16 protein-coding genes and 1 tRNA gene are annotated in these 23591 nt (G+C 37.5%); 7 read left to right on the top strand and 10 right to left on the bottom strand.

The features are described from left to right. Nucleotides 1-7 precede the first annotated feature (7 nt). Nucleotides 8-1819 carry a TonB-dependent receptor gene (locus tag MUW56_RS20775; protein ID WP_292014990.1) on the bottom strand — a complete coding sequence of 604 codons (1812 nt, stop codon included), beginning with the start codon at nucleotides 1817-1819 and terminating at the stop codon, nucleotides 8-10. A 618-nt stretch (nucleotides 1820-2437) separates the two neighbouring features. Here MUW56_RS20775 and uvrA point away from each other — a divergent pair. Next, on the top strand, nucleotides 2438-5230 hold the full coding sequence (gene uvrA / locus MUW56_RS20770) for an excinuclease ABC subunit UvrA (RefSeq protein WP_292015455.1): 2793 nt from the start codon (nucleotides 2438-2440) through the stop codon (nucleotides 5228-5230). Between the two features lie 56 nt (nucleotides 5231-5286). Here uvrA and MUW56_RS20765 read toward each other — a convergent pair whose 3' ends face one another. Beyond that, nucleotides 5287-5928, bottom strand: a complete 642-nt coding sequence (locus MUW56_RS20765) for an NAD(P)-dependent oxidoreductase (protein WP_292014989.1) — start codon at nucleotides 5926-5928, stop codon at nucleotides 5287-5289. A 1371-nt stretch (nucleotides 5929-7299) separates the two neighbouring features. Here MUW56_RS20765 and MUW56_RS20760 point away from each other — a divergent pair. Then, the gene (locus tag MUW56_RS20760; protein WP_292014988.1) at nucleotides 7300-7773 is read left to right on the top strand and encodes a hypothetical protein; all 474 of its coding nucleotides are present in this window, start codon (nucleotides 7300-7302) and stop codon (nucleotides 7771-7773) included. A 136-nt stretch (nucleotides 7774-7909) separates the two neighbouring features. On the opposite strand, the gene MUW56_RS20755 is transcribed toward MUW56_RS20760, so the two are convergent. Then, a tRNA-Arg gene (locus MUW56_RS20755) sits at nucleotides 7910-7981 on the bottom strand. A 330-nt stretch (nucleotides 7982-8311) separates the two neighbouring features. Between MUW56_RS20755 and MUW56_RS20750 the strand changes: the two genes are divergently transcribed. The 3 genes from MUW56_RS20750 (at nucleotide 8312) to MUW56_RS20740 (ending at nucleotide 10541) form a co-directional block, all read left to right on the top strand. Continuing rightward, nucleotides 8312-8467: a hypothetical protein gene (locus MUW56_RS20750; RefSeq protein WP_292014987.1), complete on the top strand. Its 156-nt coding sequence runs from the start codon at nucleotides 8312-8314 to the stop codon at nucleotides 8465-8467. Between the two features lie 275 nt (nucleotides 8468-8742). Then, complete coding sequence (locus MUW56_RS20745) at nucleotides 8743-10212, top strand: DoxX family protein (protein ID WP_292014986.1); 1470 nt, start codon at nucleotides 8743-8745, stop codon at nucleotides 10210-10212. A gap of 65 nt (nucleotides 10213-10277) precedes the next feature. Continuing rightward, complete coding sequence (locus MUW56_RS20740; RefSeq protein ID WP_292014985.1) at nucleotides 10278-10541, top strand: DUF6520 family protein; 264 nt, start codon at nucleotides 10278-10280, stop codon at nucleotides 10539-10541. Between the two features lie 14 nt (nucleotides 10542-10555). Here the strand turns inward: MUW56_RS20740 and MUW56_RS20735 are convergent, their stop codons facing one another. The 4 genes from MUW56_RS20735 to MUW56_RS20720 all read right to left on the bottom strand — a co-directional run bounded on the left by MUW56_RS20735 (nucleotide 10556) and on the right by MUW56_RS20720 (nucleotide 19185). Continuing rightward, on the bottom strand, nucleotides 10556-14425 hold the full coding sequence (locus MUW56_RS20735) for a RagB/SusD family nutrient uptake outer membrane protein (RefSeq protein WP_292014984.1): 3870 nt from the start codon (nucleotides 14423-14425) through the stop codon (nucleotides 10556-10558). A gap of 10 nt (nucleotides 14426-14435) precedes the next feature. Continuing rightward, on the bottom strand, nucleotides 14436-17564 hold the full coding sequence (locus MUW56_RS20730) for a SusC/RagA family TonB-linked outer membrane protein (RefSeq protein WP_292014983.1): 3129 nt from the start codon (nucleotides 17562-17564) through the stop codon (nucleotides 14436-14438). 136 nt (nucleotides 17565-17700) lie between these two features. Continuing rightward, nucleotides 17701-18558 carry a FecR family protein gene (locus tag MUW56_RS20725; RefSeq protein ID WP_292014982.1) on the bottom strand — a complete coding sequence of 286 codons (858 nt, stop codon included), beginning with the start codon at nucleotides 18556-18558 and terminating at the stop codon, nucleotides 17701-17703. Between the two features lie 111 nt (nucleotides 18559-18669). Beyond that, nucleotides 18670-19185 (bottom strand): sigma-70 family RNA polymerase sigma factor, encoded by a 516-nt coding sequence (locus MUW56_RS20720; RefSeq protein WP_292014981.1) that lies wholly within the window; start codon nucleotides 19183-19185, stop codon nucleotides 18670-18672. A gap of 594 nt (nucleotides 19186-19779) precedes the next feature. Between MUW56_RS20720 and MUW56_RS20715 the strand changes: the two genes are divergently transcribed. Together MUW56_RS20715 and MUW56_RS20710 are read left to right on the top strand one after the other, a co-directional pair. After that, on the top strand, nucleotides 19780-20391 hold the full coding sequence (locus MUW56_RS20715) for a hypothetical protein (RefSeq protein WP_292014980.1): 612 nt from the start codon (nucleotides 19780-19782) through the stop codon (nucleotides 20389-20391). A 247-nt stretch (nucleotides 20392-20638) separates the two neighbouring features. After that, nucleotides 20639-21514, top strand: a complete 876-nt coding sequence (locus tag MUW56_RS20710) for a hypothetical protein (RefSeq protein ID WP_292014979.1) — start codon at nucleotides 20639-20641, stop codon at nucleotides 21512-21514. A 296-nt stretch (nucleotides 21515-21810) separates the two neighbouring features. On the opposite strand, the gene MUW56_RS20705 is transcribed toward MUW56_RS20710, so the two are convergent. The 3 genes from MUW56_RS20705 to MUW56_RS20695 all read right to left on the bottom strand — a co-directional run bounded on the left by MUW56_RS20705 (nucleotide 21811) and on the right by MUW56_RS20695 (nucleotide 23411). After that, on the bottom strand, nucleotides 21811-22017 hold the full coding sequence (locus MUW56_RS20705; RefSeq protein WP_292014978.1) for an ArsR family transcriptional regulator: 207 nt from the start codon (nucleotides 22015-22017) through the stop codon (nucleotides 21811-21813). A 55-nt stretch (nucleotides 22018-22072) separates the two neighbouring features. Then, nucleotides 22073-22519, bottom strand: coding sequence for a GNAT family N-acetyltransferase (locus MUW56_RS20700; protein WP_292014977.1), 447 nt, complete (start codon nucleotides 22517-22519; stop codon nucleotides 22073-22075). A 91-nt stretch (nucleotides 22520-22610) separates the two neighbouring features. Next, complete coding sequence (locus tag MUW56_RS20695; RefSeq protein ID WP_292014976.1) at nucleotides 22611-23411, bottom strand: HAD family hydrolase; 801 nt, start codon at nucleotides 23409-23411, stop codon at nucleotides 22611-22613. Between the last annotated feature and the right edge of the window lie 180 nt (nucleotides 23412-23591).

Genomic DNA, 23591 nt, shown 5'->3' with positions numbered 1-23591 from the left:
TTAACGTCTACTTAATATTAATTGTATAAGAAAACCCAATATGGAACCACCTTTGAGGCATTTCCACCCCAAAAGCCTCTGTATATTTTGTATTGGCGATATTATTGATCAGCACATATACGGAAAGGTCTTTTTTATTGAAGCTTAATTTTTCATCCCAGAGATGATAAGTGCCCAGGCTTACTCTTTCATTATATCGGTAAACAAGCTCATTGGTAAAGTTCCTGAGGAATTTGGTCTCTAATTTTGCGATCACCTGATGCTTCAGATTATCAAGAATATATCTTGAAACAAATTCATTCGTTTCCTTATATTTACTGTCCAGATAAGTATATCCTACAGAATATCTCAGCCAATGGTTGACTTTGTGGTTTATCTCAGCTTCTATCCCTTTTATCTTAATTTCCCCTACGTTCTGGGCGTACCATATCAGGTCATTGCTATGCTTCTTTACCCAGTCAATCGAGTTATCGGAATTCCTCATAAACCCGCTGATTTTTGCCAGAATTGTACTGTTCTGAAATTGATATCCGATTTCCGATGAAACAGCATTTTCAGGAAGTAAATCAGGATTTCCCTGTTCGGTTTTGCTTACATAAAAAAGGTCTGTAAAAGTCGGAATGCGGTGTACTTTGGCAATATTTCCGTAGACTTTGTGATTGGAATTAAAGTTATACCCAACATCAAGCCCCGGATAAAAGAAATTTCCTTCTTTAGAATAGTGGGCCCAAGAAATTCCAGGGCTGATGTTCAGTTTTTTATCCAATAATGAAAAGTGATGCTCAAAGAAAACCTGGGAAACAAAACGGTTTCTGTCTCCTAAATTACTACTTGCCAGAAATTCTTTCCTCAACTCGGCTCCAACACCGGTAATCCCTAATCCCCATTGATAGCTTGAATTCACTTCTCCGCCAACATTATTACCAATATGCATATTTCTATAGAGAGAAGGGTTCTGCCTGTTAAAAAGATACATATCCTGACCTCTCCGCCAGTATGCATTAGAACTCAGTTTTAATTTTCCAAAAGTCTGCTGATGTGAAAGACTTACAATAGAAGCCTGTGTTTCTTCATATTGTTCTGTAGCCGCCTTAGAGGAGTAAAACCCATTCGCTCCAAATTTTTTTTCAGAAAAACCGGCCTGCAGTTTCAGATCTCCGTTTTTAATGGCCATTCGTCCCTGGTAGAATACATTCCTGATCTCATAATCAGTATTGTACATATAACCCTCGGAAGAAGCGGAGTTCGCCTGAAGAGAACCCGAAAATTTTTCATTTCCCAACTGAGCATTCAAACCCAGGCTATAGGTTTCGTAATCTCCGCCTTCAGCACTGATTTTTACCCGTTTTCCCGGATTTACTTTTGTAATGATGTTGATCACTCCTGCGTAGGCGTTCTGCCCGAAACGTCTTGCAGCAGGGCCTTTGATGATTTCAATTTTTTCTACATCTGCCAGATCTACCGGAATATTCATAGTATTATGTCCGGTCTGGGAATCATTCATTCTGATTCCGTTCAGGAGCAGGAGGACCTGTTCAAAAGAGCTTCCACGGAAACCGATATCACTCTGCACCCCATTCGCTCCTCTCCTTCTGATGTCCATTCCGGAAACCTGCTGAAGAATTTCATCAATACTTTTAGCCGGAGAATTAGCAATATCCTCTTTTGTTATAACACTGATATTCTGGTTGGCACTTTTATAAGGTGTAGAGATAAATTTCCCCTGAAATTCAATGCTTTCAATATCTGTAGTCTTTTCCTGTGCATGTACCCAAAGTAAAGATCCCAGAAAAAAAGCACTTCCTATCTTTTTGATCATAATTGTATCCGTAGTTTTCTTTAATAACAGATTCCAAAAGTAAGGGAGTTCACCAAGAAAGACAAATGATACTTGTCATAAAAAAAGATGCAGCAATGGGATGCGGCATCTTGTGTCTGAGGGAGTAGTTTTTTATCTTTTTCTCATTAAATGTGTAACCAGATCTCTGAATAATTTTATCATTTCTATATTACATATTTACAGGTACAATTTTAAATAATTTTAAAACATAAAACAATAGATTGGTAAAAAAAATTTAACAAAAATTATAAAAATATTTAAACATTACATAAAATAAGAACAAAATTACGAAAATCCTCACATCTGCCTTCTTATTACTATCTTATGCTGATTTAAAAGCTCCTGCTTCGCCGTCATCCTTTTATTTTTTTGGATAGGAGATAAACATAGAAATTTCATCAAAAATTCGTAATTTTGTGGGTCTTAATTTTTCGATGAATTCATTCTTTTTTCAATGGTATTCCGTATACAATATATTGAAATATTGGAGGATGGATTTAAAAGTTTAATTGAAGCACGCCTGGAGTATTCTATGGCAAAACACCATTATACTGGCAGATTAAATACTGTACAGTCACTTTTATGAATAAACAGAATATGGCTAATACTACAGAAATAGACATAAAAAAACAGATTTACGTTAAGAATGCCCATCTTAATAATCTGAAGCATATAGATGTCCTGATCCCTAAAAATAAGCTCATCGTTATTACCGGGGTTTCAGGAAGCGGCAAATCTTCTTTGGCTTTTGATACGATTTATGCAGAAGGACAGAGAAGATATGTAGAAAGCTTGAGCTCTTATGCCCGTCAGTTTTTGGGTAAACTTGAAAAACCTAAAGTTGACGATATTAAAGGCCTGGCTCCGTCTATTGCGATCCAACAGAAAGTCATCTCTTCCAATCCGCGCTCCACTGTAGGAACATCTACAGAGATCTACGACTATATGAAACTTTTATTTGCCAGAATCGGGAAAACGTTTTCTCCGGTTTCAGGTGAAGAAGTGAAAAAAGACTCGGTTTCTGATGTGGTGGATTTTATCAAGGCATCCAAAAAGGACACTTCTTTTTTACTGACAGCGCCCTTGGAATATGATGCTGATAACTTTAAAGAAACCCTGAATGTTTTAAAACTGGCAGGTTTTACAAGACTTGAAATTAACGGCAATATAGCCGGTATTGAAGATCTTGAAAGCTTTGGATTTGCTCCTGAAAAAGGGATGGCCATTAATCTGGTGATCGACCGTTTTTCTTATGAGGAAGATGAAAGCTTTCTTCAGCGGCTTGCAGACTCCATTCAGATGGCTTTCTATGAAGGCCGCGGCTATTGTTCGCTGAAAAATGCAGATACCGGAAAAGTAAAAGAATTTTCCAATAAATTTGAGCTGGACGGCATGGAATTCCTTGAACCGAATGTTCATTTTTTCAGCTTTAACAATCCTTATGGGGCGTGTCCGGCTTGTGAAGGATATGGGAAGGTAATCGGAATTGATGAAGATCTTGTTGTTCCGAATAAAACCCTGTCCGTTTATGAAGATGCTGTCGTATGCTGGAGAGGAGAAACCATGAGTGAATGGAAAAAAGACTTTATCAAAAAAGCAGGAGACTTCCCTATCCATAAACCTTATCACCAACTGACCAAAGAACAGAAAAATTTTCTTTGGAAAGGTGATGGAAAAAGCAATTTCCCATGTATCAATAATTTCTTCAAAATGCTTGAAGAAAACCTGTACAAAATCCAGTACCGGGTGATGCTTTCACGCTACAGAGGGAAAACCCTTTGTCCTACCTGCGAGGGTTTAAGGCTGCGTGAGGAAACAAGCTGGGTAAAAGTGGACGGACATAATATCCAGTCCATGATTGAACTTCCTTTGGATGAGCTGGCACCCTTGATCAACGGATTAAAACTGTCTGAACACGATAAAGAAGTTGCCAAAAGACTTTTATATGAAATTACAACCCGGCTTGAGTTTTTGCTAAAGGTAGGGTTAGGATATTTAACAATCAACAGAACCTCCAATACACTTTCCGGAGGAGAAAGCCAGAGAATCAATCTGGCAACAAGCTTAGGAAGTTCACTGGTAGGATCCATTTATATCCTGGATGAACCTTCCATCGGCCTTCACTCCAAGGATACCGAAAACCTGATCGAGGTGCTGAAAAACCTTCGTGATCTGGGAAATACAGTTATTGTGGTAGAGCATGACGAAGATGTGATGCATGCTGCTGATTATATTATTGATATTGGCCCAGAAGCCGGTTATCTTGGGGGTGAACTGGTATTTGCCGGTGATTATAAAGAGCTTAAAAGTGCAGACACCCTTACTTCAAAATACCTGACGGGAAGATTGGAGATCGAGGTGCCTTCAAAACGAAGAAAAGCGAAAGAATGGATTCATATCAAAGGAGCAAGACAGAATAATCTTAAAAATATTGATGTAGATGTTCCTCTGGAAAGCCTGGTGGTCATTTCCGGGGTTTCGGGAAGTGGAAAATCTACTTTAATGAAAGAAATCCTGACCAATGATATCCAGATCCAGTTAGGAATGGGCGGAAAAAAAGGAGAGTACGATTCTGTAGAATTTCCTAAGAAACTGATCAAAAATATTGAACTGATCGATCAAAACCCGATTGGTAAGTCTTCCCGTTCCAATCCTGTTACCTACCTGAAAGCGTACGATGATATCCGTGACCTTTTTGCAAAACAGAAAGTGGCAAAAATGATGGGCTATAAACCGAAACATTTTTCTTTCAACGTAGACGGCGGAAGATGTGACGAATGCAAAGGAGAAGGCGTGATCAATGTATCCATGCAGTTTATGGCTGATATTGAGCTGGAATGTGAAGTTTGTAAAGGAACACGTTTCAAAAATGAAATCCTGGAAGTCAAGTTTGATGAAAAAAACATCTCCGATATCCTTCATATGACGGTGGATGAAGCTTTGGAATTCTTCAAAGATAATAACGAGGAAAAGATCGTCACCAAACTGAGACCCCTGCAGGAAGTTGGATTGGGTTATCTTCAGCTGGGGCAAAGCTCCTCTACCCTTTCCGGTGGTGAAGCACAGCGTGTGAAACTGGCCTCATTCCTTGTCAAGGGCGTTACAACAGACAAAACCCTGTTTATTTTTGATGAACCTTCTACAGGGCTTCATTTCCATGATATCCAAAAGCTGTTGAAGTCCCTGCAGGCATTGATTGATCTTGGACATTCTGTAATCGTCATTGAACACCAGCCGGATATTATCAAATGTGCTGACTATATTATTGATATCGGCCCGGAAGCAGGAAAGCATGGCGGTGAAATTGTATTCGCCGGTACTCCTGAAGATCTGACGAAAAATAAGAAATCTTATACTGCAAAATATATCAAGGAAAAACTTAAGAAATAAACAGAAACAGAGAGCCGGATGGCTCTCTGTTTTTTTTAATAATGAGGTGAACTTTGTTATTCCTTCACATTATACAGAAATGGACTCTGCTTACTGTAAGTTTCATCCCCGATCTGGGAAACCAGAAATTCGGACAGGTCTGCCGCACTGATCTGCTCGCCTTTACAATCTGTCAGACTTGTTTCTGTCGTGAAATGCTTTGAAGTCGGAATGATTAAGGGAAGTCTGACCAATGTCCAGTCCAGATTACTGTTTACAAGGATTTCGTATTCATCCTGCTTGTCCTTTGTGGTTTTGGGATAATTCTGATACATCCAGTCTGTGGCTGCTGCTACCTTCCCGCTCTTATGGTCAAAAGGAGTATCTACATTCAGACCGGTGATCACAATATATCTTTTGATTCCATGACCATTCATAGACTGTATAATATTGTTTGTGGCATCCGTGAATATTGACTTCTCCCCGACAGGCTGTCCTATCATACTCATCACCGCACTGCAGTCTTTAATGAGGTGATCTACAGCGTCGAAATCTCTTGCATCACCTTTTATAATTTCAATTAAAGGGTTCTGAAGGGTAAAATTTTCAGGAGTCCGGAGTAATAGTTTCATAGGATATCCTTTTTTCAGAAGTTCCTGAACAAGGTATTTTCCGGACTTACCGGTTCCGCCGATGACGGCGATCGTATTTGTTTTCATGTTGAATCGTATTTTAATATGATGACATCCATGGGCAATAGTGAATATAAAAATCACTTTTCCCAATAGACAGATTACAAAACAGCTTCAAGTTGCCATTTTATTCTTTTATTTTGAAATAACAGATATATAGGGCTCAGAAACTTGAGCCTTTAGCTTTCAGGCATTAGAACACGGCCTGATCTCGGATCATATTTATCAATAGATTTTAATGGAATAAAGTTAGTCATTTTTTTGAAATCGTAAAATTTCAATTATCTCCCATAAAAGAATCATCCAGTCAAGAGCTCTTAAAAAAAATTTCCATTCCCCTATATGATATTGATAAGGGGCATTACAGGGCAACCGGCAGACTTATCCACAACAAAATGTGGATAACTTGTGAATTTTAACATTAAATTCATATTTCGTATTAAAATAATTACTACATTTACTATGTAATAAAAATCGAAGTGGAAACTTTATTTGCTTTTCTTACTACCATTGAAATTGCAATTAAATTTGAAATAAAAATTTAAGCACAGCATTGTCGGCTGTGCTTTTTATTGTTGTCTAATTAAAAAAATGAGATGTTTTATCTACTGAATCCGCTCCTAAAGAGCGGGTTCTTTCATTATATAGCCCTGTTCTGCGTTGCTTTCTTAACTTTATTTACATTCAAAAGCGTAACTGCCCACATATCAGATATAGCAAAGCATCCAATATGCTGAGGTCGATTTTTACGGCTTCAATGATCAAATTATATCAAATTAATTTTTAATATGTTAATCGTCTTTAAACAGGCGTCTTTCTACTAACGGGATTTAATAAAAAAACCTCCCATCATGTCGGGAGGTGAACAAAAAGATAATATGGGCATGAAAATAAAGTGTGTTTTAAAATTAGGAAATTCATCATCAATAAAATTATGAGCGAGGTCATAAATAAAAAAACCTCCCGAGGGAGGTAAAAAGTGTAAAAAATGATTTATAAGTTATGTGATGTGTGTGTCGTTTAAAAAATATTCCCGCATAACACGGGAATATTTTTGTTCCCATAAATAGCTATTCTTTCAATAGTTGTTTTCAATGTAACAACGCCTGTGCCAAATACATCACTAATTATGGAAATTTGATTTTTTGTGGTATCTTTTTACTATAAATCCGCATTACCGGAAACTGTATTTGTATTTTTGAATTATTTGTATATTCGGATAAACCAAAATTAATACTATGAGAGTCAGGATTTTTAAATCAATGTCAACCGAAAATGTAGAAAAGAAGTAATTTTTTTTATCTACCCATAGTTATGAAATTATAGACATTAAATGGATTGCGTCTGATGGGGTATATTCAGCAATGGTAATTTTTAAAATGTAACCCAACAATAAGCATGGAAAAACCGTTTAAAAACTCACAAGATCTTCAAAATATATTCGGAGAGGAGATAAAATCATTGTTGATTAATGCACAAGGAAAAAAAGAGGAATATCATTTCCCTTTAATTTTTTTTGATAAGAAAGTTAAAAATGAAAGCATAGTCATTACACATGGAAGAATAACTTCACTTTCCTTTTTTATCGACGCCAAAGAAAGTTCAGATGTATTACAGCAAATCGTTAAGGAATATCAATCTCCACAATTAGCACTGGATTCTCCTATTTTTCCTGAATATGATGACAATGATGAACATGGTGATTTTGGATTTGGTCAAGCTTCAAGTAAGGATGTTATGTTTGAAAAAGCCAAATTAGATTCTTATTATTATCTTGTCTGGGAGGCAAAAGACTTTATCATTAATTATTATAAACCTGAAAGTGATATGAATGACAGCAGTGATGCAAAAATAGAAATCATGAATAAATAATTCAATTTAACACCCCCACTCATAGCTCTGAGTTTTTTATACTCGAAATATAATCAGATAGTTGTTCAATGATTTAATTGACATCGTTTGCCAGCTTGAAAACAGGGAAACAGTCTTGTGAATTGCGGGCAATTTGTAGCCCCACCAGGGATCGAACCTGGATCTAAAGTTTAGGAAACTTTTATTCTATCCATTGAACTATGGGGCCTTTATCGTAATAAAGGTACATATTATTTCAAATATACATTCAAAAATCCCGTGTTTTACCAACAGGTTCAATATTGCACTGTGATTTACCATTGTTCATCTGTACAATATAATCAAAAAAACAGCGTTGTGATTGTTCGATAATCGTATATCCATAACCGAAAAAAGCACACACTATCCCAACTATTAGCAACAGACCGCTATCTCTATGTACTTTCCGGAAACGAACTTGTAAGGTTCCGATTTGCACAGTCGTTACTCAGAGATTTCAAACCAGGGGATGCTGAAACCCTGAATAAAAAAGTAAGCCACAATTTAAAAAAACACACATATGAAAAGAATAATTTTTCCCGCCGCAATTCTGATCGAAGGCGTAAGTTCATCATTTGCTGCTAAGGCAGATGAAACGGCACTTGTAAACGAGGATGGTACTTATTTTCACAACAGCTTCTTCAATAAAGGGTTCTACTCTGTTTTTATTAATTGACTTACGACGGCTGACTCCGCCTCCAGTCTCGTAACCTTGCTTGATACGATAAAAACTATCACGAATTGTACCCATTGGCTTGCAGGCTCAGGTTACATTGTTTACTTATTCTGCTAAATTGAGTAATTCCAACACGGGATTTGATTAACTAAGTTTCTAAATTCATTATCTGACTTTTGGGGGTTAATTAATATATTAAGTGTGGTTACTTGAAATTAATCCTAAACTGTCATATCAGAACTATTTCAATTTATAAATGCGAAAATAATGTCCCTATGAAAAGAAACATCTTAAAACTACCCATCATCATTGCATACTTCTTTGTATTGCTCTTCTGCTATGCAGGCGTTAGCAAAATACTGGATTTTGAGAATTTTCAGGTACAGCTGGCACAGTCACCACTACTGAGTGCCTATGCAGGTTTCATTTCTTATGCAGTGATTATGACGGAACTCATTATTGTTGTATTACTCTGTATTAGAAGCACCAGGCTCATAGGGCTGTATCTTTCCCTGGGAATGTTGGTAAGCTTCACGGTTTATATTTATCTCATTCTGAATTACAGTGATTTTGTACCGTGTTCCTGTGGCGGTATTTTAGAAAAGCTGGGCTGGACTGAGCATCTGATCTTTAATATGGTCTGTATTCTCTTAGCATTTGCAGGTATCTATATTGTAGAGCGGAAAAATGAAAGAAAGCTATACAGAACGATCATTGGCACAGCAGGAATAAGTCTTGTTTCTGCAGGAATTGTGATCACTTTATTTTTATCCTCTGAAAATATCATTAAAAAGGAAAATAACTTTACCAGGCGCTTTCTGCTGCATCCTATTATTGAAGATAGGACTATAGATCTCGGAATCAATTCTTATTACTTCGCGGGAGCTGATAGTGGCAGCATTTATCTGGGTAATGTTACGGCACCATTGATCCTGACTTCAGTTGATACAGCATTTACATGGGGCTTGGCTGCGAAGATCCGTCTTGATAAATCAGATCATAATTTCAGAAATTTGCAACTTCAGGTTAAATCACCTTACTATTACCTGTACGACGGCAGTGTCCCGGTTGTATACAGAGGGGTATTGGGAGATTCTCTTGCTCGGACCATCAGCTACAGGGATGCTTATTTTACCCAACTGGTGGTCATAGATTCTTCCAGGTTTGCGATCAGAGCACAAAATAGCAGTAATAAACAATACACTTTGGGCAGCTTAGACCTTAGAACAACTCCAAAGGTGAAGCTAAACCCCTCTATTCTTGAAAAACAGATCGACGGTGTTTTTGATTCTGATGGAAAGTTGATCATAAGCCGGGGAACCTCAGAGCTTATTTATACCTATTCCTATAGAAATCAATTTTTGGTGATGGATGATGATCTTAATGTGTTAAAGCGGTTAAATACAATAGATACCACGAGCAAGGCTAAAATAGAAACCAGGCAGCTTTCTGACGGAAAACATAAAATAACAGCGCCACCACTAATAGTAAATAGGACGACGACGGCAAATCACCAACTCTTGTTCAATCAGTCCAACTTGATGGGAAAACATGAATCTGCTAAAGCATGGAAAAATGCTGCTGTGGTTGATATATACCGCACAGATAGGCAGGAATATGTAGGAAGCTTTTATATCCAGAACCGGAAAGAGAATACAATGTCACACATGCTGGCAACAGATCGGTATCTGTATGTACTGATTGGAAATGAAATCATCAGATACAAATTCAGGATACCATTATAAAAATACCAAACCAGGGGAAGCCGAAAACCTGAAAGAGAGTAGGCACAAATCTTTAGTTTTTTATTATGAAAAAGTTTATTCTTCCTGCTGCCGTTATATTAATGGGTGCAGGCGCCGCTTTTGCGACAAACGTTGCAAAAAACAGCAAAACCACTGCAACTAGCTATCGAATTGGTTCTCTTAGTGAAGAACCCTGTATGCTGACACCAAAGGAATGTAATCAAACAGGTGTTGTTGTTTGTACATGGTTTGACGGCGCTAATACGCATAACCTGTATGAGATCGATGGTACCGTGTGCGGGACAGAGCTGTTCGAGATTGAGCCTTAAAATAAAAGAGGGTGCTATTCGGCACCCTCCTTTATTTGTTTATTGATCCAAGGAATTCCCTTTTTTTCTTTAAGAAAATAATCGAACCATTCGGATACTCTTTTACTCAGATCTTCACCTTCTGCGGTATATTTTCCAGGATCATGCCCCCTGTTAGGATAAAACAAGGCAATCACCTGTTTATTATTTCTTTTTAAACCGATGTAAAATTCCAGAACCTGGTCCCATGCAATATTCTCATCTTTCCTGCCGGCCCATAATAGAATTGGAGCATTGACCTTCTCGACATTGTAGATAGGGCTGTTCTTAAAATATAATTCCTTGTTTTCTGAAAAGGGAACTCTCATTTCGTACTGCCCGTTCTCGTACTGCCAATAAAAGGGGCCGTGAAAATTATAATTGTAAGAGAAATAAGAACGTACAATATCACTGTTGCCAGCGCCTGAAATATAGGTTGCAAAATGGTTGGAATGTGCTGCAATAAAATTGGTTTCATAGCCACCATGGGAATGCCCGATTAATCCGACTTTTTTCATATTAATGTTTTGCCTGCTGCTGACGGCATCAAGTGCCTTGTTTACACAGTCCAATGCTGACAGCCCTGTTCCCGATGAACTGAAAACAATATCGGGCAGGTATACGAAATATCCTTTTTCTAATAAAGTCCGAATGTCGAAGCCTACAGGCCATGAATGAGTAGGCATTAAATACTGGTTGTGTTTTTTGCTCTGTATCTGGTATATATGAACCACCATAGGGTACTTTTTCGCAGGATCAAGGTGAGCAGGATAGTACAAGATCCCCCTTAAAGGAACTCCTTCTGAATTGCTGTATTGAATTATCTCTTGTTTTAAGGTAAAAGCCCCTGCATCATGTGTATTGCTTTGGTATATAATATGGGTCCCTTTTTTTCGTAGATCTTTAAATACCAACTGAGAAGGGGTGTTCAAATTATCTTGTATATAACAGAATTTATCAAAAAATGGGGTATTTGATGCCCAGCTGATGTTATAGGGAATGGGGCCGACAATTTTTTTGGAATGCCCCTTTTGCCATTTCAGATAAGAGGAGGTATTATCTTTTATATTTATAGCACTTATTAGAATAGGATCATCCCTTTCAATGCTGCTTTGATAAAAGGATTGCCCATCCATTAAGTTTTTTTCATTCTTATTTAGCACTTTCACTTCCTGCCCCGCTACTATTTTCATTGGACCGAGTGCCTTGCTGCCGATATCATATCTCCAAAGATCATCTGTGTTTTCAAAATAAATGGCGTTATTATCGGTGCTGAATATAGGTTTTTTAAGTGACCGACCACCGATCAGCTCTTTCTGAAGACTGGCTGTATTGACCAGTATCCATCTGCCGAATGTATCTGGATATGTAATGTATGTGCCATTTTTAGAACAGTAAATTCTCGGTTCCATAACATCCAGTTTGTGATAGGTGTTTGTGCTGATGTCAAATAAATTCATACTGAGTTTAGGCAAAGAAGAATTATAGATGTAGTCCTGAAGCTCATCAGGGTTGAAAGCAAGGAAGTATCTATCGCTGTCTATTGAGGAAACTGTCGAAAACTCCGTATTGGGGATTGTTTTAGTGACCCCGGATTTAGGGTTCCATAGCCAATACCGTTTTCTGGTTGGGCCACTGTCTTTTTCAATCAGTGATCGATCGTTTCCGTACCAGATATCAACCAGAGTTTTCTCAGGGGCAGGAGGTCTTATCTGTAATTGGGAATCTATCAGGTAGGAATTCCCGTTTTGAATTTCCTTTACCCGGATATATTCGCCTGCTTCTAAAGGTGCCATTTGTGGGAGCTGTAGATTCCCATTACCTGTGTCAATGAAAATTATCCTTTGTGCAGCGGTCACCTTATCAATTTCAATAATAATAAGCTGCTTTCTCGATGGGCTCAGCTCCATTTTTTTAATGGTATTCTCTGTTTTATACCACATTGCAGATGTATCAAAGAGCGTAATGATTTCAGAAGAATTACCCTTCTGCCTGTGTACAAAAAGTTGTTTTTCACCATCGGTCACATATTTTTGTACGTCTTCAATTTTGTGAAGTATTTTACCGTCAATGCCAAAAATTTTCAAATTTCCTTTTTGGTCCAAAATGCAATAGCGGTTAACAGCTGTCAATACATCTGCCTGTTTTACCTCTTGATATACATTCTTTTGTTTGTTTTTAAGATTTTGCAGTTCTGCACTGCCATTGCCCGAAGCCAGTAAATAATTTCCTGCTATAAAAGACAGATCAGGTTTTTTCAGAACATATCCCACAGGAAATTGAGGCTTTTGAGTATCGAATACCATAACGGTATCGTTATTGGCCGAGTAAACCTTGCTGGCAGCGATCCACCGCCCGTTGTCAGAATATTTCAGGATACTAAATCTATAAAACTTTGAAGCCCAGGCCTGCAATGTATCTCCGCTACTCTTTGCATCGCAGAGGAAGCCAAAGAAACATAGAAATAAAAATATATACTTTTTCATTTTAATAACCTGTATTTTGGGGATTAAGATTTGGGTTAAGCAGAAGCTCCTTTGTGGCAGTGGCCACAATTGATGATAGTCCTTCCAGATGGGTTTAACGGGTGTCAATATGTTCAAACGACCAAATCGTTTCAGATCAAGAAATCGGTGCCCCATTTCGGTAAAAAACTCCTTTCTGTTCTCCAACAATATTTCATTTAAAAAGGTCTGCTGAGATATTGAATTTGTGAATAGGCTTAGGCCTGCTCTCTGTCTTGTAGCGTTTATATAAGGTAAAGCCTCGGCTACTTTATTTTGCTGTCCCAATGCTTCGGCAAGAAGAAGATAGGCTTCTTCAAGGCGAAATACAATAGAATACTCGGTGTTATTATTGGTGCGGTTTTTATACTTGAAAGCCCTATACCAAGTATTTCCGCCAAAGGTTACCGCCGTTGTCCAGTTCTGTTTACGCAGATCTCCATTTGAAAAAACAGCCATCAAATCCTGAGATAAAGAATAATTGGCGGGGGCTGAAGCGGTAAAATAATATAAAATGGCTTCTTTGGTGGCATCCCCTGTATTCGTTGGTTTCAGCTGCCACATAATATGGGAACCGGATTTGTTGAATACTTTGGTAATATCATTTTCAAACTGATAAAGCGGATATTGTACGACAGTTTTCAGTAGTGTTTCTGCATCGCCCCATCGATGTTGGACCAGGTATATTTTGGCCAGTATCAGTTGTGCCACTTTACGGTTGGGAAATATCCGTTCTGTATTTCTATATTCATCTTTAAGTAATATCTCCGCATCTTTAAGATCATTTTCGATATGATCCAAAACCTCGCTTGAAGAAGTTTTAGGAAGAGTTTGATTAAACTGATAATTGGTAGTAACCGGGTAAGGTATGCTTCCAAAAATCTCTTGCAGATAAAAATACATAATGGATCGTAACAGCAGCGCCTCACCCTTGATCCTGTCTTTATCTTCTGAGGATAGTGCCGTAGAATTTTCTGTTCCTTCAATAATAGCATTAACCATATAGATACGTTGGTAAGCACTTGACCAGATCGCATAAACGGAAGTGTTAGTGTCAATCTGTTGATTAAGATAGATGTCAAAAGCACCATTAACAATGGAAGGGGAATAACATTGCAGATCATCAGTATAGGTTCCCAGTAATGCGCCGGTTCCCCTGGAACTTCCTGCAATTGGTGAATCATCCCAAATGGCGGCATAAACCCCTGCTAATGCGGCGTTGGCGGTCTGTACATTCTCAAATACCTGAGCAGTGGTAATCTGGTTGTTTGGTATTTCAACTTCAACTAACTTTTCGCATGATAGGATAGCAGTCAGCAACAATAGTCCAATTATTATATATAGTAATTTAAATGTTTTCATTGGTAGAATTTTATAGGTTAAATTGTGCTCCGAAAGCATACGTTCTAAGAGGTGGCAGAAAGCCGATAATCGAAAATTCGGGATCAATGCCAAAATATTTGGTCCATGTAACAAGATTCTGCCCCTGAAAATAGATCTTCACATCCTTAAAGACGCTGTTTTTTAAAGGAATGTGATATCCTATCTGCACATTTTTAAGGCGGATAAAAGAGGCATCCGAAATGGAAGCGGTGCTATTTTGGAAATAAATCTGCAGAGCATTTTTGGTGCCATTAGCACCGGTAGAATACGGCATATACAAGCCGTTTGGGTTTTCAACGGACCAAGCATTCAGAGCTTCTACGGTCTGGTTATTAATGCTTCCCGCAATAGGCATAATATTGTTGTAGTTTCTATTTCTTTGCTTAACGAATTGAAACAGAAAGGACAAATCCCAGTTTTTATAACGAACTGTGTTGTTCCACCCTCCAAAATATTGTACCCCTATTTTTTCTATTACCTTATTGTCGTTAGGAGAAGAGATTTTTCCGTCACCGTTGAAATCAGTAAACTGGAATAGGCCGGTTTGGGGATTGATCCCTTCATATTGATAGACTTTAACAATGGAGACAGGTTGTCCGATTACATACTGATTTGCATAGGTAGAACCTTCCAGCCCTGGAAAAGATATAAGTTTATTCTTAGGAAAACTGATATTGAAGGCTGTTTCCCAATAAATATCACCTGATCTCAGGGGACGGGCATTAAGTTCAAATTCTAATCCCGTATTTTCAATGGTAGCTGGCAGATTGGCTAGTACCGTTGTGAACCCTGTTATAACCGGTAGTTGGACACCTACCAACTGGTTGGATGAACGGTTACGATACCAAGATGCATTCAGGTTTAATTTATTTTTGAAAAATCCCAACTCCAACGCAGTTTCCAGTTTTGTTGTTTTTTCCCAACTATAATCGGGATTATAAAGACGCGATGGTATCAAACCGGTAATAGCATTATAAATGTAAGAAGATACACTATAGGTATCAAGATATTGGTAGTCTCCGATATTATCACTACCTGAAGAACCATAACTCCCTCTCAGTTTTCCAAAGCTCAGCCAACTGCTGTTTGCAAGAAATTTTTCCTTTGAAAACAACCATGCAGCTCCGATGGCACCAAAATTGGCAAATCGTTTGTTAGGACCGAAACGGCTGCTGCCATCCCGTCTGCCTGTAATGTTGAGAATATATTTATTCTTGTATTGATAGTTGAGTCTTCCGAAAGCCGCTGCATAGCGATATTCTGTGCGAATTTGGTCCGATATTGTCTTAGTTGTGGCGGCGCCAATATTGTGTATGAATGCGTTGCTTTCAAAACCGACCCCTGATATAGATCCCTGATTATTGAGTTCCCGCTGAAAAGTCCCTCCAACTAAAATATCAATTTCATGGCCATTGTTTTTATATTTCCAGTTTGCCTGAGGCTCTATGATAAATGAAAATCGATCCTGGTTATTTTTGGATGCCCTGGAAGTGGCACTGGATTGGCCCAAAGCTGATGAGGGACTGTAAATGGTGTTAGGTTGCAAAGACCACTCTTCGAAGGTCTGGTAATTAATCCCTCCGTTCAGCTTGATCCACAAATTAGAAAACAGTTCATATTGGGTATTGATATTGGTGAGAAATTGCTTGCTTTCATTGGAATAAATACTGTTGTAGGCAGCCACGGGATTGGCAAAGGTATTGTTCTCCCAGTTCAGGCTACCGTCTTCGTTATAAAGAGCCGGAGCATTAGGTACCAGCGTAAATGACTGTCTGGTTACATCAGACCGTACTAAATTATTCTTCTGAATAGAGAACATATTGGATACATTGAGCTGGAGCTTCTTATCTGGTGATCGATGGGAAATAGTACTTGCGAGATTATTACTCACATATTTAAAATCCTTCCCGAATACAGTGGCCTGTTCGTTGTGTCCTAAACTGAGTAAAAAGGTAGTGGTCTCACTGCCCCCGCCGAGTGAGAGCTGGGAGTTCGATGAAGTTGCCGTATTTCCTATGAGCGTTTTCGACCAATCTGTATAACGGTTCTGATTCCATGTTCCGTTGATATCATAGGCCGTTGCCGGATAGGTGGTAATACCGTCATTAGCAAACGCTTGTTTTCTCATATTCAGATATTGCTGCGTATTCATCATTTTCATTTTTGATGCTACCTGGCTCAGCCCGTAAGTGGTGTTAAAATTGAACCTCAATTTTCCAGATTTGCCTTTTTTGGTGGTGATCAGGATGACCCCGTTGGCTCCCCGCGATCCATAGATAGCGGTAGCATCGGCATCCTTTAAGACCTCAATACTCTCAATATCATTGGGATTGATGCTGTTTAACGGATTGATACTGCGGGCAGGTAAAATAGATGCAGAGTATAGAGAAGTCATTTGACCTCCGATTGGTATACCGTCTACTATGTACAATGGCTGATTTCCATCTATATCACTATTAGATATTGTTCTCAAACTGTTTTTACCCCTGATCTGAATATCATATCCACCTCCGGGAACTCCTGAGTTTTGGGTGATACTGACTCCTGCCATACGTCCCTGTAGGGTTGACAGTACATTGGTGACGGGCTGGTTTTCTATGTCTTTAGCGGTAACTTTTGAAATACTTCCGGTGCGTTCTTTATCTTTAACGGCATAGTAACCTGCATTGAGGACAATCTCTTTAATTAATTGTTCCCTTGGTGGGGTAATGGTATCGTTAGGACTTTGCGGTTTCGTTTTTTCGAGTGTGGTTTCCTGGGCTACGGTTTCTGTTTCGCCGGAAGAATCTCCCTGAGAAATTTTAGATTTTTTTTCTTTTATAATAACCGTATTATCATTAAACAGCACTTGGAAAGGCAATCCTTTAAGGATCTTCTTCAGGCAATCCTGTACTCTTTCATTGGTACATTTTACTCCCTGTATTTTATATTTTTCCAATATTTCTTCGGAATAGACATATTCCAGCTTATTGGTGATCAAAAAATCATGTACTGCTTTTGCAGCTGATGTTTTTCCTGTCTGGTAGTTCACTTTTCTCTCAGAAATGCGCTGCTGCGCATATAGAGCCGAAAAATTGAGAAAAACCAGGATTACTGTATAGACAATAACATTTTTCATATTTTTGTAATGTTAAATTAGTAGCTCATTGCATGTTGTTATTAATTTTCCTGACCGACAGCGCCAACTGTCGGTCTTTTATTTTGGTAGCGTTCACGTATCAGAAATTACGTGCATGGCAATACACTGCCATATTCTATTTTTCCAATCTGTATGTATATGTAGTATCATAGATATTGAGTTTTAGATCAAGATAGGTGGCTATGGATTGCAGGATATTTTCAGCAAGTGCATTTTTCATATCAATGGAAATTGTATGTTCTGCATATTCAGCAGGATAGTTAACCGTAATATTGTAGGATTTCTCTATCACCTCAATAGCGTTCTTTACGCTGCTTCCACTGAAAGAAAGCCGGATCAATGCATTGGGATCTTTTTTCGTACCGATACCGGTTGCTATGTTCTTATCTTTTTTTAGAGGGGTCACAGTAGCAATATCCGTTTTGCCATAATTACTGAAGGTCTGATTGGGTGCAAGAAAATACTCCTGCCTTGCACCTGTTTTCTTTACGGCGACTTTTCCCACATACAGATTGACTTTAAAAGTGCTGCCATTCTGGATTACTTTAAAGACAGTACCCAGTACTTTGGTTTCATAATGGAGCCCGTGAACAATAAAGGGATGTTCTTTGGATTTTGCTACCTGAAATACGGCATTCCCTTCTAAATAGACATCTCTTGTTTTTTCAGGCAACGTTTTTTTTACGGTAAGCTTTGCTCCTTCCAACAGCGTGATGACCGTACCGTCTTTCAATTGTATTTTTTCAGGGCTTTTCGCAGCCATAAAAACCTCGTCCCTGTAATATCGGTCATAACCAATAATACCGGTCACCGCAAACAAGAGCAGTACAGTCCCCAGAATCCATGGGTGGTGCTGCTGTTTCCGTCTTTCCATGCTATCGATACCGGCAATAATATTCTCCCATACCCGTGCTGATTCTTCAGCAGTAAGCGGCCCAGTATTTTCGGGGGCCTTATTTTCGTATTTTTCCATAAGTCATTCGTTAAGGTCTCTATTAGTATTATAGTTTGAAAGCAAAAAAAACACACCCCCCTGGATGTGTTTTTTAACAGACTTTAACTACAATTAACAGACTTTAACGAATTATTGAAGTTTTCGTTTAAGAAAATGCATGACTTTAGAAATCTGATTCTCTACAGCAGATTTAGACATATGCAGCTCTTCGGCGATTGCTTTTTCCGTTATTCCTTCCAGTTTGTTTTTAATAAATATGGCTTTTCTTTTTTCCGGAACAAGATTTAATGTTGCATACAGCTCCTCCAGCATCCTTTCCTTTTCCATTTTGAATTCCAATTCCTCCTCCGTTTCATCAATCAACAATACGGCTTCATCGTCAATGGAAACACATGGCAGTCCCTTTTCTTTATAGTAACGGAAAATTTCCTGACGGCAGGCTTTAAAGACCATACCCTGAGCATGGTCTGATTTCAGCTTCTTCCTGTATTTCCAAAGATGTATAAAAGTGCCCTGCAAGACATGTAGAACATCATCCCGCTTTCTGATCCGGGAAAAGATAAATGAAAACATACGCTCACTGTATTTTTCAAAAATGGCTCTGAAAAAGGCCGCTTCATTGGCCCTGTTACTTCTGCTGAACATGACAAAAAATTTTATGCTCTTAATTGAGGAATGATTCGGGTCCGGATAAAACCGGGAATGTTTTCATCGGGCAAGCAGGCAATTAGTATTACTGAAAACACTAAAACAAATATACATTTTTTCACAATATATCATACGGTTTACCAACAGGTCCGCAACAATGTCACCCTTACAGTACCAAAACCTAAATGAAAAAATTATTTTACATATTCTCTCTGAAATCCAGAAAACATCAGAATTAATAATGGGAAACATAACACCATACCGAGAATTAAATATTGATTATCAATCATTTAACACTTGCGTTTTAAAAAGAATTATATTTGAATAAAATCACTAAACACTAAAGATGAAAATAATTTTTTTTTGTGTATTTTTCCTAGAGACGACGATGGCTATTCACACTGTTTCGGAATCGCTGCACCTCACGAAAGAACACCTGCCACTAACAGTGGGCTGACATACGGGCTTTAAGCTTGTACTTCTGTTTAATTTTAGTAATTAATTGAAACTTTGCACTACGAAACTCGTTCAAATGCAAAGCCCCAAAAACCGTTAGCGGTAATTTTAACGAACAACCCATTACAGATAAATATGAAAAAACAATTAGCTCTTACTCTAATGATTTTTTTAGGATATTTTTCCTATGCACAGACCAATGCAATAATTAAAGCCAAGGAAGGGCTTAGTTTTAATGACTTGCAACGCATTCTATACTTTGAAGGTATAAACAACGAAAAATTCATTATTAAATCAGACAGTCTTAAAGGAAAAAACTATCAAATTATAATTAAAGAATTTAAGAAAGGAAAATTAACAAAGATTGATACGGTTTTTAATTCTAAAGAAGATGAATATTTTAGAATTAAGACTGACAGTTTATCTTTTGCTGTATTAACTAAGATGTCTGACTTCAACTATTTTAAAATTCAATTTCAATTTGGAGGTTTCTCTTCTAAAAGAAAATACGCTGTGCTGCCAACTGAAAGGGATAAGTTTACTTTGAAAAGTTTCTTCGGGAATAAGTCAGATCTTCCTATTAATCTAAAGGGAACAAACTACTTTTTAGCCTATATGATGCCTTATGTGAGAAAGGACAAAAGTGAAGCATACTGCGAAGTTGCTCAATCTGGTATTGACCCCGAAAAGCTATATGACAACTACAAAATTCCACATTATTATTTAATAGCAATTAGATTTGAATAAACAAAACGGCCACTAAAAAAGGGATCGAACAATACAAAAAATTCAAAGACTTAAATAAGTGGCTACTCTATAGGTTTTTTAAAACCTAAATTAAAAAAAAAAATTATTTTTTTATTCTCTCTGAAATCCCGAAAACATTAGAATTTGTAATAGATAAACACAATATAATATCGTGAATTAATTACTGATTATCAATTATTTATAGCTTGCATTAAAAAGAATTATATTTGTATAAAAATGAATAAAGATGAAAAATAATTTTCTTTTATTGAGTATTTTAGGGTTCCTTTTCTTCCCAAAAGCTCAGGTGGGTATTAATACGACAATACCTGGCAGTACATTAGTCGTTAATGGCTCCATGTCAACGAAATATAGATTACTTGCGGGAAGTGATAGCGCAACATCTACAGATGAGTATCTTGATTATAAAGGAGCATCTAATATCACCATTTCATTACCGGCAGCCCTATCAGGAAATGGAAATTTTGGAGGCCGTATTTATGAGATAAGAAACGGAAGTGCAAGCAGTACCATTACCTTACAGGCAAACGGAGCAGAAACAATTGACAGCCAAGTTGCCAATTCCAATACCATTATCATTCCAGCTGGGTATGTTGCCTCTGTAAAAAGTAACGGGGCTACCAGCGGATCGACTTGGATACTGACATCACTGGGGCAAAGTACAGTTCCTGTAAATCAAAAAGTTTTGAAATACGCAACGACAACTACGGCACCCATCAATGCTTCTACGCCTACAAATTCTGAAACGTGTATCGGTGTCATTTGTGTAAGATTTGCAGGAACCTCACCAAATGTATATCAGGTAGGTGCACGCTTCCAATTTAAGTTTACAACTCAGAATAATTATTCATTTTCCAGATGGCTGTTTGGTTCAGGAGCGACTACAGGGTCCGGAGGCTACGGAAGGGGAAATGTAGTGGCTAATACGTATGTCGCATTAGACGGAGATGGCTTGACGCCCAATAATGATGATATGACCTCTTATATTATTTCTGCGATCTCTTCCAGAAAAATGTATCGTGTCAATACAATTCTTAGCAGTGATAAGACCAACCCGACAACATCTTCTGTTGTCAAAATATTTGTGGAAGAATTAGAATAACTTATTATAATCAGAAGTTTACATCAACACTGTATATTAAAACAAAAAGGCCAACTATTAGATATAGTAGGTCTTTTTTTATGTCCTGAAATTAAATATCAATGATGAAAAATATAAAATCAGACAAAAAAGTAATCTAACCTTGCCAGATCATATTTTTTCATTATACCGCTAATTTCGTTATGAGTTTCTATTTTTTATAACGCCATGGACTATTATGACCATGAAATTTTCAACACGAAGACGGAATTTAATACCGGAATAAGATCCACTCATTATGTTAACATGAAGGATTGTTATTCTGCCTTTATTTGCGAAAGGTCAACACCCAGTTTTGTAAATTCTATCTGTCCTTTTTCAGTAATATAAAAATGACGATCTCCAGGATTATCCTTGGCAATCCAGCCTTTCTCAACAAATTGCTCTAAAAGAAGTTGTCCTAATTTTCCGCCGATATGCTCATAGCAGGTTTTGGCTGGCTTTCTGTCGGTTGATTGGTTCATTTTTTTAATCTTAAGTCGATATTCCGGCCTATAACAAACATTCAATCAGATTATATCATCTGCTTTCTGTTTTCATTATATATTTATCAATGCCTTTGGCAAAGCCATTGATAACAATATTCTCAGTAATAAAGCCCATCTTCTCATAGAACGGTGCCGTATGCTGAGAAGTTTCAATACGATAAATTTTACCAGGATATACCTTTTTCAATAGATTGATCCTATATTCGGTAAAAAGCTTTCCGAACCCTTTTCTATGATATTTTGAATGAACCATTCCCCATGCAAGACCGCCTTCCTTCGTTTTCTCATTCAAAAATATTCCTCCGCAAGCAATGAGTTCGTTATCATGGTAAACAACGTAATAATTCTCATGAATGTCTTCATCCAAAAACTGCTCAAATAAATGCAATTCTTCATATGCAAAAAACTTTGGCAAGTTACTTTTAAAGATTTCAAGACATTTTTCTTTAAAATCCTTCGTATAGTTGATTATCTGCATATACTATTGTTAAGTTTAAATCCAAACAGGACCCACTCACCAGCTTTATATTTGCTTAAGAGCAGCCTGAAAAGCCTTTTATAATACAAAATCAATTAAAATACAGGTAATCCTTAATCGTTTTCAATACTCCAAAGCTGTCATTCGTACAGGCTTCAAAATTGGCCACCTGCTTTACATTCGGATGGGCATTTTTCATTGCATACGAGTATTTGGCATTCTTCAGCATTTCTATATCATTCATATAATCTCCGAAAGCCATCGTGTTTTCCGAAGAAATACCTAAAGATTCCTGAAGTATTTTCAGGGCGTTTCCTTTATTGATATCTTTATTCATAACGTCCAGCCAATACTCCCCGGAAACAACCACTTCGAGACTAAATTCTTCAAATCTTTTAAGAGCAGGATACAGGTGTTTTTCAGAACCATCCGGATGATAGACCGCTATTTTAAAGGCTGTATCATCAATTTTTTCCGTAAGATCGTCTTTTTTCATGTTTTCAGTATAGTACTTTGAGAAAAAGTCTACAAACTGCTGATCTTCGGTTTCATAATAAGCCATTTTTTTAGCTGACAATACAGCTTTGGCTCCCGGTATTTCACGAACAGCTTTGATGATTTCAACAATATATTGATATTCAAGAATATCGGCAAAAAGCTCCTGATCTTTATAGATAACATAGCCGCCATTTTCAGCAATAAACCCGATCTCGCTCTCTATTTCTCCGAAATAATGGGTGATGCCCGGCATCTGTCTTCCGCTTGCGGGTACAAATACAATATTTCTTTTTTTCAGTTCCTTGTAAACATCCGAAAATTCAGGGCTCATTTCATGACTGGAATTGAGAAATGTCCCATCCATATCGGTAACAATTAATTTAATCTGTTCCATAATTTTATAGGGAAAAGCTATATTCTGTACGTATCAGAATCACAATTTGCTTATTCTTTTTCAAAGATATTGATTTTAATGTTAGTTTGGGTTAAGGAAAGATTAAAAGGCCGGAGGCTGGAAGAAGGATGCCGGAAGTTATTTTCAGTTATAATGAGATAATCACAATACATTAATATT

Source organism: Chryseobacterium sp. (assembly GCF_022869225.1).
Classification (GTDB): Bacteria; Bacteroidota; Bacteroidia; order Flavobacteriales; family Weeksellaceae; genus Chryseobacterium.
The sequence above is the reverse complement of the archived record's forward strand: the minus strand, read 5'-3'. Positions and strand labels throughout refer to the sequence as shown.

What these genes read in the sequence shown, in the direction of transcription:
- MUW56_RS20775 (WP_292014990.1), bottom strand. Translation starts at nt 1,819, where the DNA reads ATGATCAAAAAGATAGGAAGTGCTTTTTTTCTGGGATCTTTACTTTGG.
- uvrA (WP_292015455.1), top strand. Translation starts at nt 2,438, where the DNA reads ATGGCTAATACTACAGAAATAGACATAAAAAAACAGATTTACGTTAAG.
- MUW56_RS20765 (WP_292014989.1), bottom strand. Translation starts at nt 5,928, where the DNA reads ATGAAAACAAATACGATCGCCGTCATCGGCGGAACCGGTAAGTCCGGA.
- MUW56_RS20760 (WP_292014988.1), top strand. Translation starts at nt 7,300, where the DNA reads ATGGAAAAACCGTTTAAAAACTCACAAGATCTTCAAAATATATTCGGA.
- MUW56_RS20750 (WP_292014987.1), top strand. Translation starts at nt 8,312, where the DNA reads ATGAAAAGAATAATTTTTCCCGCCGCAATTCTGATCGAAGGCGTAAGT.
- MUW56_RS20745 (WP_292014986.1), top strand. Translation starts at nt 8,743, where the DNA reads ATGAAAAGAAACATCTTAAAACTACCCATCATCATTGCATACTTCTTT.
- MUW56_RS20740 (WP_292014985.1), top strand. Translation starts at nt 10,278, where the DNA reads ATGAAAAAGTTTATTCTTCCTGCTGCCGTTATATTAATGGGTGCAGGC.
- MUW56_RS20735 (WP_292014984.1), bottom strand. Translation starts at nt 14,425, where the DNA reads ATGAAAACATTTAAATTACTATATATAATAATTGGACTATTGTTGCTG.
- MUW56_RS20730 (WP_292014983.1), bottom strand. Translation starts at nt 17,564, where the DNA reads ATGAAAAATGTTATTGTCTATACAGTAATCCTGGTTTTTCTCAATTTT.
- MUW56_RS20725 (WP_292014982.1), bottom strand. Translation starts at nt 18,558, where the DNA reads ATGGAAAAATACGAAAATAAGGCCCCCGAAAATACTGGGCCGCTTACT.
- MUW56_RS20720 (WP_292014981.1), bottom strand. Translation starts at nt 19,185, where the DNA reads ATGTTCAGCAGAAGTAACAGGGCCAATGAAGCGGCCTTTTTCAGAGCC.
- MUW56_RS20715 (WP_292014980.1), top strand. Translation starts at nt 19,780, where the DNA reads ATGAAAAAACAATTAGCTCTTACTCTAATGATTTTTTTAGGATATTTT.
- MUW56_RS20710 (WP_292014979.1), top strand. Translation starts at nt 20,639, where the DNA reads ATGAAAAATAATTTTCTTTTATTGAGTATTTTAGGGTTCCTTTTCTTC.
- MUW56_RS20705 (WP_292014978.1), bottom strand. Translation starts at nt 22,017, where the DNA reads ATGAACCAATCAACCGACAGAAAGCCAGCCAAAACCTGCTATGAGCAT.
- MUW56_RS20700 (WP_292014977.1), bottom strand. Translation starts at nt 22,519, where the DNA reads ATGCAGATAATCAACTATACGAAGGATTTTAAAGAAAAATGTCTTGAA.
- MUW56_RS20695 (WP_292014976.1), bottom strand. Translation starts at nt 23,411, where the DNA reads ATGGAACAGATTAAATTAATTGTTACCGATATGGATGGGACATTTCTC.